The following is a 13,302-nucleotide window of genomic DNA, read 5'->3' as shown; positions in this document are numbered from 1 at the left end:
ATATATGAGACGATTATTCTTTTTAACCATATTTACCACGTTAGTTCTTCTACACATTACCAGTCCAATTCAGGCACAGGAATATCCATTTGAAGATTACAAATTACCTTTTGATAAAAGGGTTGATGATTTGGTGTCCAGATTAACACTTGAGGAAAAAGTTTTTCAGATGCTTAATTCAGCACCTGCCATTCCAAGATTAAAAATTCCGGCTTACGATTGGTGGAATGAAACACTGCACGGGGTTGCCAGAACGCCGTTTAAGGTTACCGTATATCCGCAGGCCATTGCAATGGCAGCCATGTTCGATCCTGCAGCACTTGCTAAAATGGCAGACTATTCTGCTTTAGAAGGGCGGGCAATTTACAACAAGGCGGTTGCGCTTGGCCGTACGAATGAACGCTATCTTGGATTGACCTATTGGACACCCAATATCAATATCTTTAGAGACCCGAGATGGGGACGCGGTCAGGAAACCTATGGAGAGGATCCTTATTTAACTGCTACACTTGGAGATGCATTTGTGAGGGGTTTGCAAGGCGATGACCCAAAGTACCTGAAAGCGGCTGCTTGTGCGAAGCATTATGCTGTACATAGCGGACCAGAGCCGCTACGCCACGTATTCAATGCAGATGTTAGTGCCTTTGATCTTTGGGACACTTATTTGCCAGCTTTTGAAAAACTGGTTACGAAATCGGAAGTTGCCGGAGTGATGTGTGCTTATAACGCATTTCAAGGCCAACCATGTTGTGGCAGCGATCTTTTAATGACCGACATTTTAAGAAAGAAATGGGGGTTTAAGGGCTATGTTACTTCAGATTGTTGGGCCATTGATGATTTCTTTAAAAATCACAAAACCCACAAAGACGCAGCAAGTGCTTCGGCTGATGCCGTTTTTCATGGAACCGATCTAGACTGTGGAACTGATGCTTATAAAGCTTTACTTACTGCGGTTAAAAACGGGATTATAACAGAAAAAGATATTGACGTATCGGTAAAAAGACTGTTCATGATCCGGTTCAGGCTTGGCATGTTCGATCCGCCTTCGATGGTGAAATACGCCAATACGCCAATAACAGTTTTAGAAAACAGTGCCCACAAAGCACATGCACTTAAAATGGCAAGGGCATCGATGGTTTTGTTAAAAAACGAATCCAACACACTCCCGTTGAAAAAGAATCTTAAGAAACTTGTGGTGCTTGGCCCGAATGCCAATAATGATATTTCGGTGCTTGGAAATTACAATGGTACCCCCTCAACCATTACAACGGTTCTTCAGGGCATAAAAGATAAATTGGGAAATCAAACAGAGGTGATATATGAGCAGGCAATTTCGTTTGCGAGCGATACAATCCTACATTATCGAAATTTAGAGAACCAATTAACTGCAGAAGGCCACAAGGGTTTCAAGGCCGAATATTACAAGGGTATAGAACTGCAGGGAGCACCTTTTTTAACGCGGTTCGAAGAATCAATAAACCACAACTGGCAAGAGGGCGAGCAAATTGGGGAAGGTTTGGCGGCAAACCATTTTTCTGCCAGGTTCAGCACGGTGTTTAAAGCTTTAAAGTCAGAAGAAATTACCTTTGAAGTAGATGGGGATGATGGCTATCGTTTAAAGGTAAACGGGCAAAAAGTTTTAGATGCCTGGTCTAAAAACAGGTGGGGCGCTAAGACGTATAAAATTCCTGTTTCAAAAGATTCTACATACAAAATTGAAATGGAGTACTGGCAAGGTGAGGGTGGAGCAAAGATCCGCTTTGCGGGAGGTACCTTTGGGCGCACAGATTTTACCGAGTTGGTTGCACGCCATCGCGATGCAGACGCATTTATATTTGTGGGCGGCATTTCTCCACAGCTTGAAGGCGAAGAAATGAAAGTAAATGTACCTGGTTTTAATGGTGGCGACAGAACTTCTATCATGCTTCCCCAAGCGCAAACCTCACTGATGAAAGCTTTAAAATCGAGCGGCAAGCCAGTTGTTTTTGTGATGATGACAGGGAGCGCCATCGCCATTCCATGGGAAGCCGAAAACATACCTGCTATTGTTAATGCCTGGTACGGCGGCCAATCGGCAGGAACTGCAGTAGCTGATTTGTTGTTCGGTGATTACAGCCCTTCAGGAAGACTTCCGGTAACCTTTTATAAGAGCGATGAGGATCTAAAAGATTTTAATGATTATAATATGGAAAATCGGACCTACAGGTATTTCAAAGGCAAACCTCTTTTCGGATTTGGATATGGATTAAGCTATTCTACATTCAATTATCACAACTTTATCTTACCTTCAAAGCTTAAATCAGGCAAAGGAACAAGTTTGTCTGTAAAGATTACTAATACCGGTAAAATGCAGAGCGACGAGGTTGCCCAGTTGTATGTAATGCATAACAATTTAAAAATCAAATCAGCAAAAAAAGCCCTTAAGGGATATCAAAGAGTTAGCCTGGCACCTGGTGAAAGCAAACTTGTTCATTTTAAATTATCACCTGATGAACTTAGTTATATTGATGATAAGGGAACAAAAAGACCACTAAAAGGCGAGATCACATTATCGATTGGTGGAAGCCAGCCCGATGAGAAGCTGAAAACAAGCGGTAATATTGTAACCCGAAAACTAATAATCAACTAGATGAAAAAGATTATCCTGCTATTGATTATCATTACAGCTACCACGCATTTTCTGAAGGCTGAAGATGGACACCAACTTTGGCTCCGCAATACCGCTGCCAAGCAGGTAAAGGTGGTATCGCCAAGAAAGTCGCCGGTATTAAGCATTGCTACAAAAGAAATTAAAAACGGGTGGTTGGGAAAAGACGGCGCAGAACTAAAATTTTATTTTGTTAAAGATGGTTCGATTACCGATGATGGATTTCGTTTGGAAGGTGATAAAATTGTCGCTAAAACGGATCTGGGAATCCTTTATGGAAGCTACGAGCTCCTTAGAAGGCAGTATTTAGGAAAGTCTGATCAAAATTATTCATCCAATCCCTCCTATTCAAGAAGAATCCTTAACCATTGGGATAATCTGGATGGTTCTGTAGAACGCGGGTATGCTGGAGGTTCAATATTTTGGAGACAGGGCGATTCTTCGCTTCAACTTAGTGAGGCAGATATCGCGTTGTACAAAGAATACGCAAGAGCCAATGCCTCCATAGGCATAAATGGCACAGTGCTCAATAACGTAAACGCATCTGCAAAAATCCTCACCACGGCCTATCTTCAAAAGGTTCAGTCTATTGCTACAGTATTGCGCCCGTATGGCTTAAAAGTCTATTTATCGGTCAACTTTTCCTCACCCGTTACGGTTGGAAAACTTAAAACCGCCGACCCTCTTGATCCTGCTGTTAGGCAATGGTGGGCAGCTAAGGCCAAAGAAATTTATTCACTTATTCCTGATTTTGGAGGATTTCTTGTAAAAGCCAATAGCGAAGGGCAACCTGGCCCTCAAAATTTCGGAAGGACACACGTTGATGGCGCCAATATGATGGCTGATGCGCTCTCCCCTTTTGGAGGGATTGTCATGTGGCGTGCCTTTGTATATCAACCAAGCAATGAAGACCGTACGAAACAAGCCTATAATGAGTTTTTAAAATTTGATGGTAAATTCAAGAAAAATGTAATTATCCAGATCAAAAACGGACCACTTGATTTTCAACCCCGAGAGCCATTCAGTCCCCTATTCGGAGCCATGATTAAAACCCCTGTAATGCCAGAGTTTCAGATCACGCAGGAGTATCTGGGCTGGTCTAATCACCTGGTTTTCTTGTCTACCCTTTGGGAAGAATGTTTACAAAGCGATACCTACCGAAACGGTAAAGGCAGCACTGTAGCGGCCTGTACAGATGGGACATTGGATAAACGCACCTTCAGTGCAATTGCAGGGGTATCCAATATTGGCCTGGAGCGAAATTGGACCGGGCATATTTTTGCACAGGCCAATTGGTATGCTTTCGGCAGACTTGCCTGGGATAACAAGTTTAAGAGTGAAGACATTGCGGATGAATGGATTAGGCAAACTTTTTTAAGTCCTACGGAAAAGAAAATGGAGGGAAATCTGGTAAAGCCGATAAAAGAGATGATGATGCAGAGCAGAGAAGCAGCTGTGGATTACATGATGCCTTTAGGATTACACCACATTTTTGCCGAAGGCCATCATTACGGGCCCGCCCCATGGTTCTCGAATAAAGCCATCAGGGCCGACTGGACCTCTGTATACTACCACAATGCAGACCTTTTAGGACTGGGTTTTAACAGAAGCAGCACAGGCAGCAATGCCGTTGAACAGTACCATGAACCACTCCGATCTACATTTAACAGCCTGGAAAGTTGTCCGGAAGAATATTTGTTGTGGTTTCACCATGTGCCATGGACTTATAAACTTAAAAATGGAAACGACCTTTGGACAGCGCTTTGTTATCGTTACGATTCGGGTTTGCAACGCGTTCGTGCGTTCCAGCGCATCTGGGACAGTACCAAGGGCTTGGTTGATGATGATCGGTTCAAATCCGTGCAATCCAAACTCAAGATCCAAAGCCGTGATGCACAGGTTTGGAAGGATGCCTGTTTGTTATATTTTCAGCAGTTTAGCAAAAGAGAAATTCCATATGACTTGGAACGCCCAATATATGAACTGGATACTTTGAAAAAGCTGACCAAAAGTAAGGACTATGAATAGCCTGTTTTCATCAAGACAAAACCAAAAAAAGGGCATTGCGAAATTTTGATTGCAAAAAATGCAGCAGCTTGCTTAGAGAACCTAGATCCTGATATCAGCCAATTTATTGTAGTTGTGATAAACAGTACTAAATTACCATGAATTCAGGTTTGTTTCTGGCCTGGAAGAATCACATTGCGGGTACAGCTCCGATTTGAGTCAGTAAAGCAAGCAGATCTGGTTGCCCTACTTCCTCTATAATCTGGTTGTTAAACAAACGGTAAAAATTTATTGCTGCAACTGCAATAGGTTTTTCAGTTGCGGGTACGCCAAAGAAAGTTCCTCTATGAGTTCCTTTCATGGTAAACCTAACCGCTACCCTATCATTCTCAGTGATCATCTCTTCAATATTCCACTGAATATCCGGAAAGCCGCTGCGCATCATTCCGATAATCGTTAAATAACCTTTAGGCCCTTGTAGCGGGTCAGCCTGAAAAGGCACATGGAACTTTGCTGCCGGACTTATTAATTGTTGTGCTAAATTTTCGTCAGCAGTATTAATGAACTGTAAAAATTGATCAAAAAATTCTTTTGTTGCTCCCATTTTCTATTTTTTTATAGCTTGTAATATGCACTTGTTTTTATAATGTAAAGGTGACACATAATTACCTTTCTAGCCAATAAACAAGCTTAAGAAATAGTCTTAATGTAGCTTAAGGGTAGATGTTATTTTAATGATATATTTTTTCTGATCTTGCTGAGAAATTCGGGTGTGATGCCCAGATAGGAAGCGATCTGCGTATTGGGTAATCTTGAAGCCAGCGCTGCATATTGTGCCAGGAAATCCAGATAGCGTTGCGATGCATTTGAACTGAAATTTTGTAACAAGCGGTTTTGAAGTTCAATGAACTTTTCCTCCACGATCACACGAAAGTTTCTGTCAAACTTTGGCGAATTTACATAAAGATAAAGCAAGTCCTGATGCTCAATCTGTAGAATAGTGGAAGGTTCAATTGCTTCTATAAAAAGCTTGCTTGGTTTTCCCGAATAAAAACTTCCAAGGTCGGCAACCCAATCATTCTCTGCTGCAAACCCCAGATTATGCTCCGTCCCTTTTTCATCGATGCCATACATTTTAAAGCAGCCTTTCTCCACAAACGTATAATGTTTGCAAACAAAGCCTTCCTGCAAGATCATTTGCCTCCGTTTTATTTTTCTGTGTGTCGTTCTTTCGGCAAGCAAGTTTATTTCCCCGGAATTTAAAGGAAGGTATTTTTTAAAATATTCGATTAATGGCAGTATCGTCAACTTTTTTAATATTAGTTAAGATGAATATTTAAATGAATCATCGTTTTACAAATATGATAAAAGTGTAAGTAATTAGATTACTGTTTAAAAGAAAAGTATACCTATAAAAAAGGTAACTCTCAAAGCTGGTGCGAGCTTGTAGCCCGTATCCAAATTAACTTAAATTATATCCCAAGCTGGTGCGAGCTTGTAGCTCGTATCCAAATTAAGTTAAATTATATCAATCTCTAACACACGCCTTTTCCCAAGCTGATGCGAGCTTGTGGCTCGTATCCAAATTAACTTAAATTATATCAATTTCTACCCCCCTTTCTCCAGAAAAATCTATTGCACTACTATACTTCCAATGGTAGTCTTCTGTTACAAAGCCTGCCTCAACCGGATTATTATGTCTCAAAAATTAGGAAAGTTTAGGATTGCGATTTTCTAAATTTCAGAACTATGGTTTTTTTATATTGGTACGAGTTAAAAACTCGCACCAGCATAATTTATCTAATTGCAATATGTTCGGACTAGCAGGGGATTGGGACTTTCTAAATTTTAGAACTATGGCTTTTTATATTGGTACGAGTTAAAAACTCGCACCAGCACAAGTTATAGAAGCTCCGTTAATGGTTAACCATCTTCATTGCGCCTTCACTATAACGCTCGCCAGTTATAGGGTATCGTTTGATCAGTTCATCAACCGCTGTAAGATCATCACCTGTCAGCTCAACTTCAATCGCACCTACATTGTCTTCCAGGTATTTTCTTTTTTTCGTGCCTGGAATCGGGATAATATCCTCGCCCTGCGCCAGCACCCATGCCAGGGCAAGCTGTGCAGGTGTGCAGCCCTTGGTACCTGCCAGTGCCGCAAATTCAGCTATGAGCCTATTGTTACCGGTAATATTTTCCTGCTGGTAACGTGGCAGGGTTCTTCTAAAATCATCGTCAGCCAAGGTGTTTACGTCAAGTGCATTGGTAACCAGTCCCCGCGCCAACGGAGAATAAGGCACAAGTGAAATACCAAGCTCACGGGTAGTCTGCAATATCCCATTTTCCACATCCCTTGTAAGCAAAGAGTACTCACTTTGCAGCGCAGCAATCGGATGCTCGGCATGTGCTTTGCGTAAAGAAGCGACAGAAGCCTCACTCAGTCCAAGATAGCGTACCTTTCCTTCTCTTACCAGATCGGCCATAGCGCCAACAGTTTCTTCAATCGGAATGTTCGGGTCAACCCGATGGGCATAATAGAGGTCTATGGTATCGATTTTCAATCGTTTCAGGCTCTGTTCAACAGCAACTCTCATCCAGGCCGGAGAACCATCAAAATAAGTTCCCGTTGCGCTGCTGGGGCCCGCAATTCCATCTTTAAAACGGAATCCAAATTTAGTTGCAATAAATACCTTATTCCGGTTAGGCACTAGTACCTTAGAAATGAGTTCTTCATTCGCTCCGTTTGCATACATGTCGGCCGTATCCCAAAAATTGATCCCAAGATCAAGTGCTTTTTCAAGCGTCGCTAAACTTTCTTTGTCGTCTGTAGGGCCATACGCAAAACTCATGCCCATGCAGCCTAAGCCAAGTGCAGACAGTTTTTCGCTGGTTGTTCCTAAATTTCTATATTTCATTTTGATCAGATTTTGTTCCTTCAAATGTAGATAAGAAAGCAAAACCGCGACTTATAAGCATCAAACAGATCGTTATAATATTCAAACAGTTTCTCTCAGTTTAGTCGGTGCTGAGCCGGTGTGTTTTTTAAAGAATAGTGTAAAATATGAAGGGTATTCAAAGCCCAGGCTGTAGGCCACATCACCGATATTCCAGTCGGTATGCTGCAATAGTGCCTTAGCCTCTTTAACGATCCGGGCAGCGATATGAGCGCTTGTGGTCTTACCGGTTACCTCTTTTACAGAACGGTTGAGGTGATTGATGTGTACGGATAAAGCATCGGCATAATCGGCAGGGTTTTTCAGTTTGAGTATAAGCGCAGGAGAATCAATTGGAAACTGTCTTTCCAGCAGTTCAAGAAATAAGGCAGAAACCCTTGAAGAGGCATTGGCATAGGTATGAAAATTTGTGGCCGGATTATTTTTCATCGCCTCATGAATCAACAGGTGCAAATAGCTACGCAATACATCGTACTTGTGCGGATAAGTAGAGTGCATTTCTGCCTGCATCTTTTGGAATATAGCCGAAAATTCGCGCAATTGAACTTCATCCGGAAAGAACACCGGATTACAGCCGACCTTAAACAAAGGCGAATCGCGCAGGTTATTTACCCGTTCACTATGCTGAATAAAATCTTCGGTAAAAAGACAATACCAGCCCGACTGCTGATCTGACTCTGCTTCCCAGGAATAAGGCACAATAGGGTTTGAAAATAGTAGTGCAGGTCGGTCAATCTGTATCCACTTATCTGCATAGTAGATCTTTCCCTTACCAATGATAAGTGAAACCTTATAAAAATCGCGGCGACTGTATGGACTTACCACGGCGCAGTTCTCTCTTGTGAATACGTTGATGTGGCCGATGCCAGCATTATCAAGTGGAACATCGATGGGCGCATGGTCTGGCAGCCTGTTGTAAAAATCGATAACGGTCTCTGCTTGTTTCATACTGTAAATTTATAAAAATCAAATAATATACTTGCATAAACCAAATTGATTGATCCCGACCACCAATTCCAGAAACCCCTGAAACAAACTGCTTATCAGCATTAATTAACAATCTGTTTTGATGAAGAGCGATCCATAGACTGTATTTTCACAACCCATCATCCAAAGCCCTTACCAAACCCAAAGTATCTTCCAATAGTCTGTATTTAATGATCCCTCAACAATGGTTATTTCGGTGAAAAACAGCGATTTATAAACTTTGTTTGTTTTCACCATCCGAGTTTCAAAATTCCCCGAACTAATTACTACATTTCCAACGACTGCTATATGATCAATCATTGCAGAAACGGCTTCTGTATTTTGCCATAACAGTTCAAAAAATTCCCTTACCTGATCACAGGTATTGCGAGTTCCTAACCAGGGCGCGATTGTTTCGTCTCCAGGAATATACCAATCAAGCTCTTCTGGGAACATTGCTATTATCTTTTCGATATTACGTTCACCTAATGCAGAATAATAGCTCAAGACTACATCGATGGGGCTGTAAGATTCAGTTGCTTTCATCTATTTTTAGTATTACAAGATCACAGGCCGGACAGTGCGAAATAGTCTGTCCGGCATTTATTTTGCTTAGTTTGTCCAGAAGCCATCCTCCTGCACCTGGTCAGCAGAAAAAATCTCTACATTACAGATTTTACCATGCTCAACCGTGTAAATATCTATATTGTAAACGTCGAGTTTTTCTCCAGAGGGTTTCTCTGCCATCCAATGCAACAGGCATGCAACGCGGTTACCGTTTAAGCTAATTGATTGGTAGTCATATAACTGTAGTGTGTTACCGGAAATCTCGAACATCTTACCTACCATTTCGAATACCTCCTGCTGTGAACGCTTTAGGCCTGAGATCTCGTTGCTGCCAGGCTGCGACCAATTTACCTCGGGAGACAACAGTTGGCCAATTTTTTCAAGATCGACCGCTTTAACTGAGGCCAAAAATTCTATCACTGTTTGTTTTGATTGATTTTCCATAATATTTTCTATTTAGTATCTGAACCAAAGGTCGCAGGTTCAACTGAAGTTAAGATTACCATTAAACGACATTAAGCTATCTTTTTCCGTCAAATTATTTTTATTCCCTACTATATTGATATTTTAGCTTTAAGTATTTATCTATTATGGAAGACCAGATTAAAAATTTCATATCAAGACTGATTGGTTACGCAGTTCAAAGAGACATATCGGCAGAAAAATTGCTCCGCGCCTCAAACATCACCATGGATGAACTGACCGCGTCAAAAAACCCGCTTACGGCTAAACAGATCGACGATGTCTGGTTTAATGCTGTATCTGTGACCAGAGACAACTTGTTCGGTCTTCATTTTGGGGAATCCTTACAGCTACAGGCATTGGGAATTGTAGGAGAAATAATAAAAACGAGCAGTACAGTGGGTGAAGCGGTAACTAATGCTGCCCCATTGGCTCAAATCATCTCGGCATCGGTAGAACTTAGAATTTTCAGAGATGACCATCATTTTTCGATAACATTTGTACCGGCCAACCGGGATTGGGCTCAAGATACAACTGAAATACAAACTGTTGACCTTTTAATGGTTCTGGTTATACACGAACTTGACGGGTTATTGTTTAAAAAGCTTTATCCAAGTTCGGTGAGCTTCGCCAGATCGCTGGATAACCTTGAGGAATATGAGCGTGTACTTCGTTGCAGGCCTGAAATAAATGCAAAAACCACTCAAATTTCATTTGATATTGCCTACTGGGATGAAAGAATTATAAGATCAAAACACGAGCATCAGCAAGTTCTGCTTTTGGAAGAAGGCCTCTGGCAAAATACGCATGTATCTGACCAGGCATTAAAAAAGCGTATTTACAATTACATATGGTCAAACTCTTATCTAAAAATGGTTACCCTGGAAGATATTGCATGTAACTTTAACCTCAGTCCGCGCACACTCCAGCGTAAATTAAAAAATGAGGAGATCAATTTTCAGCAGCTAGCTGATGAAGCCCGTAAAAACCTTGCTTTAATGTATTTGAAAGATGATGCTCTTCAGATAAAAGAAATATCTACCATGCTTGGCTACAATGAAGTAAGCGCATTTATACGTGCATTTAAACGATGGACGGGAGCGGCACCTACTGATTATCAAAAAAATTGTACCTCTCCTAGTAGAAAAATTCACACTATTTTTTAACGGCTATTATCGTTGTTATACTATTGTACAATTGAGACGGCTGCAAGTAAACCTATGGCGATAATCGGCCTGGCAAACTATAAAAAGCATAATTTAGGAGTCGCCGATGGAATGGCTGGTTACTGGTATCCTAAATGATAATATTCCCTGTGTAGCTACTCATTGCAATAGACTGCCTGTCATCCGAAATAAATGAAATCCAGGTATGCAGTTCATTATCTTTTTCAAATGCGGGGATTTCAATTGTCTCCATGCCATCAAGTCTTCTTGCGCCACTGAGTTTAAAATAAGTCCGCTGTGCTTTAACATTATAAGCAATTACCATCACCTGATCTGTTTCCCTAATCGAGTTATTAGCTGTATTATTTTTCCAGCTGAAATGAAGGCCCACATCGTCTTTAACTACGTTGGGCTTTTCTGCACCAAATAAACCTCCAAAGGTTAGACATACCTTTGCACAATCAATTTCGCCTTTTGCGTCCAATGCGTTGAGCATATTGTACGACTTGGCTGCATTATGCGCAGTCATCATCCTCAATTTAGATTCGAGATTGTACCCTACCCTAATGAATGTAATTAAGGGCTTAAGGAAATGCTGCATCCTGGTAAAACCAAACCTGCAACGCTTTTGTTGGGCTGTTCCTTTCTTGTTTTTTGCACTGGATTTAGGTGAAGCTTTCATCACCCATTGTCCATTTAGCTGATAGCCTATTACGCTCCCAACTTTCCCGGTGAAACACCGTTGATTCCTTGTTTAAATATTGCCATAATTTTAAAAATTATGGGATGATTAACACTAAGATAAAAAAAGAATTGTAATCAATATACTATTTCAGCAAATTTAACAGGGGTTTAAAACATAGTTAGTTCGGGTATAATTGTCACAACTCTGTTTTAAGTCCGAACCAACTCCGAACCAATGCCATCCTAATCCTTAGTTTTTCCGAACTGAATATATATGCTAAAATAATCTTGCAAATCTAATTTGCTCTTCTCAAACTTACTTTGCGTTTATTTCTTTTTCCCATTTTTATTCCGGATATCACTCAGTCTTACTTCTAAAGCACCACCTTTGCAAGCATGTTCTGTTGAAATCGAAAATTGTTCAGCAATACTCCATTAATTCAACGGATTGAATATATATTCTGAGTACAGAACACACCTCAGCCTCATTTCCCCCCAATAGCGCAACTCGTTTTGGATGAACATTTGGGTAAGAACAATTCAAATCGAATTTAACTTTATGATACAGTCTCCTTTTTTCTTAGGTTAAAAATCTACATGATAATCTTTGGCGAATGGTTTTGCTGCCCAGGCTTTTTTCGATGTCCAATCTACAGAAGGTGCGGCCCAAAATTCGTCGGTAGCTGGTAAACCCAAAGGAAGAAACGATAATGTAGCCATGTACAAACTACCCGTAGAGGTATAATAATCTGCTATTTCAGGGTCATGCCCGCAAAAACCAAGCTGTAACCATCCTTTTGCATCAAAAGTTCCAGGGATATCATACATATTCTGTTTTACTTTAGTTAAGGCAGAACGCACTTGAGCGGGCTGAATAGTGCCTGGTAACTTATGCATTAGCGCAATTTGGCTTAAAGCCTGAAAAGCACCTGTTCTATAGGTGATCGAACGCCCAATTGGTGGATAGGTTCCTTCAGGAGAAATCATGCGCTCTTGCCCTACTACGTAACGCTGCATCCTTTTTACGGCAAGATCATAGCGTTCTTTTTTGATTAGCTTTTTATCAAGCATAACGGCTAGCGTATCCACCATCATCGGGTGGATTACAAAAGAGTTGTAATAATCAAAAGCCATGTTTACGCCATCCCCATACCAACCATCTCCTTTATACCATGCGTTTAAGGTATCTACCCCCTCATTTAAGCGGCTTTCATCGTGTGGTTCGCCAATCGATAATAAAAAGGCTTCGGTAATAGACCCAAATAACAACCAGTTATTTTTAAAGGGTTTTCTGTTCCTCAATGATTTAAACGAAGCAATAATTTCGCGTTTTGTTTCGGGCTTTAACGGCTCCCATAGGGCTTTAGGTGCCCTTAAAAAAGTTTGTGCCAGGTAGGCTGAATCAACAATCGGCTGATAATCCTTGGTAAAATTTAGTTTATCAGGACTATTTACTGCAAAACAGCTATCCAATCCCTGAATGGCCTGTAATTTCAGCTTGTTTCTTAAAACACCTTCCGTTGTAGTATCATCAGGTAACGAAAGCCAGGGTGCAATTCCGGCATAAGTACGGCCAACAGCTTCCAAATACGATACAGCAGGTGTTCTGGAGTCGAATTTCGGTGCCGTAACTACTGGCATATTTTTAATCAAAGTCCCATTGGCTAAATTGGAAACAACGGGGCTGGCAATTTTATACAGGAGTTTATACCAATATTCTCTGTCGTTTTTTGGTTGAGCGCTTGTCCTGTTATTAGTTTTTGTAGCGGCTAAAATTTCGTTAGGATTAAACAGCCCAAATACGCCGGTTAATGACAACGCGCCTATAAATTTTCTTCTTTCCATT

General features: G+C 41.0%; 10 protein-coding genes and 1 pseudogene. 3 read left to right on the top strand and 8 right to left on the bottom strand.

Annotation, left to right across the window (positions count from 1 at the left end; translation table 11 throughout):
• Positions 1–4: 4 nt before the first annotated feature.
• Complete coding sequence (locus tag LQ227_RS20205; RefSeq protein WP_230150752.1) at positions 5–2,629, top strand: glycoside hydrolase family 3 C-terminal domain-containing protein; 2,625 nt, start codon at positions 5–7, stop codon at positions 2,627–2,629.
• Positions 2,630–4,675 (top strand): alpha-glucuronidase, encoded by a 2,046-nt coding sequence (locus LQ227_RS20200; RefSeq protein WP_230150750.1) that lies wholly within the window; start codon positions 2,630–2,632, stop codon positions 4,673–4,675.
• A 169-nt stretch (positions 4,676–4,844) separates the two neighbouring features.
• On the opposite strand, the gene LQ227_RS20195 is transcribed toward LQ227_RS20200, so the two are convergent.
• From LQ227_RS20195 to LQ227_RS20170, 6 genes are all read right to left on the bottom strand, one after another.
• Positions 4,845–5,258, bottom strand: a complete 414-nt coding sequence (locus LQ227_RS20195; protein ID WP_230150748.1) for an ester cyclase — start codon at positions 5,256–5,258, stop codon at positions 4,845–4,847.
• A 122-nt stretch (positions 5,259–5,380) separates the two neighbouring features.
• Entirely contained in the window at positions 5,381–5,896 is a 516-nt protein-coding gene (locus tag LQ227_RS20190) for a Crp/Fnr family transcriptional regulator (protein WP_371823062.1), read from the bottom strand.
• 674 nt (positions 5,897–6,570) lie between these two features.
• A complete protein-coding gene (locus LQ227_RS20185; RefSeq protein WP_230144994.1) occupies positions 6,571–7,572 on the bottom strand; it encodes an aldo/keto reductase in 1,002 nt (333 codons plus the stop codon).
• 81 nt (positions 7,573–7,653) lie between these two features.
• Complete coding sequence (locus LQ227_RS20180) at positions 7,654–8,559, bottom strand: AraC family transcriptional regulator (RefSeq protein WP_230144993.1); 906 nt, start codon at positions 8,557–8,559, stop codon at positions 7,654–7,656.
• A 171-nt stretch (positions 8,560–8,730) separates the two neighbouring features.
• Positions 8,731–9,123: a nuclear transport factor 2 family protein gene (locus LQ227_RS20175; RefSeq protein WP_230144992.1), complete on the bottom strand. Its 393-nt coding sequence runs from the start codon at positions 9,121–9,123 to the stop codon at positions 8,731–8,733.
• A 66-nt stretch (positions 9,124–9,189) separates the two neighbouring features.
• On the bottom strand, positions 9,190–9,588 hold the full coding sequence (locus LQ227_RS20170; RefSeq protein WP_230144991.1) for a nuclear transport factor 2 family protein: 399 nt from the start codon (positions 9,586–9,588) through the stop codon (positions 9,190–9,192).
• A gap of 146 nt (positions 9,589–9,734) precedes the next feature.
• Here LQ227_RS20170 and LQ227_RS20165 point away from each other — a divergent pair, with 146 nt between their 5' ends.
• Complete coding sequence (locus tag LQ227_RS20165) at positions 9,735–10,772, top strand: AraC family transcriptional regulator (protein ID WP_230150746.1); 1,038 nt, start codon at positions 9,735–9,737, stop codon at positions 10,770–10,772.
• Between the two features lie 130 nt (positions 10,773–10,902).
• On the opposite strand, the pseudogene LQ227_RS20160 reads toward LQ227_RS20165, so the two are convergent.
• A pseudogene (locus LQ227_RS20160) lies at positions 10,903–11,493 on the bottom strand (DUF6266 family protein); the annotation flags it as partial.
• Positions 11,494–12,041: 548 nt separating this feature from the next.
• Positions 12,042–13,301, bottom strand: a complete 1,260-nt coding sequence (locus LQ227_RS20155; protein ID WP_230150740.1) for a DUF2264 domain-containing protein — start codon at positions 13,299–13,301, stop codon at positions 12,042–12,044.
• Between the last annotated feature and the right edge of the window lies 1 nt (position 13,302).

Source organism: Pedobacter sp. Bi27, assembly GCF_918698255.1.
In the GTDB taxonomy this organism is placed as follows: Bacteria; Bacteroidota; Bacteroidia; order Sphingobacteriales; family Sphingobacteriaceae; genus Pedobacter.
The sequence above is the reverse complement of the archived record's forward strand: the minus strand, read 5'-3'. Positions and strand labels throughout refer to the sequence as shown.